Source organism: Nocardioides sp. CPCC 206348 (assembly GCF_048654705.1).
Lineage (GTDB): Bacteria > Actinomycetota > Actinomycetes > Propionibacteriales > Nocardioidaceae > Nocardioides.
The window spans coordinates 139267-139820 of the sequence record NZ_JBMCZA010000198.1 but is presented as its reverse complement, the minus strand read 5'-3'; the positions used below and the strand labels follow the sequence as shown (position 1 = coordinate 139820).

Annotated in this window: 1 protein-coding gene; it reads left to right on the top strand. The window is 71.5% G+C overall.

All coding sequences use genetic code 11. The annotated features are described in order from the left end of the window. On the top strand, window positions 1-554 hold a 554-nt coding region (locus tag ACOADB_RS19140), incomplete at both ends, for a transketolase C-terminal domain-containing protein (RefSeq protein ID WP_378602044.1).

The following is a 554-nucleotide window of genomic DNA, read 5'->3' as shown; positions in this document are numbered from 1 at the left end:
CTCCACAACGCCGAGGACCAGCTGCGCGGCGAGGCGGCGTCGCTCAGGTTCTTCTCCAACGGCCAGTACCAGAACGGCATGGTCGTCCGGGTCGCCGGACTCGCCTACCAGCGTGGCTTCGGCGGCCACTTCCACAACGACAACTCCGTGGCCGTCCTGCGCGACATTCCCGGGCTGGTCCTCGCGGTCCCCAGCCATCCCGCCGACGCACCGGGCCTGCTGCGCACCTGCCTGGAGCTGGCCCGCCAGGACGGGCGGGTGTGCGTCTACCTCGAGCCCATCGCGCTCTACCACGTCCGCGACCTGGCGCCGGGCGACGGTGGCTGGACGGCGCCCTTCGCGGACGCCGCCAGCGAAGGTTCAGACCGTCCGCTGGGCGAGGTCGGTGTGTACGGCGACGGTGGTGACCTGTTGCTCGTGAGCTTCGGCAACGGCGTGCCGATGAGCCTGCGTGCCAGCGAACGACTGCGCGAGCACGGCATCGCGACCACGGTCGTCGACCTGCGCTGGCTGTCGCCGCTGCCCCTCGACGCGTTGCGCACGCTGGCCGAAGG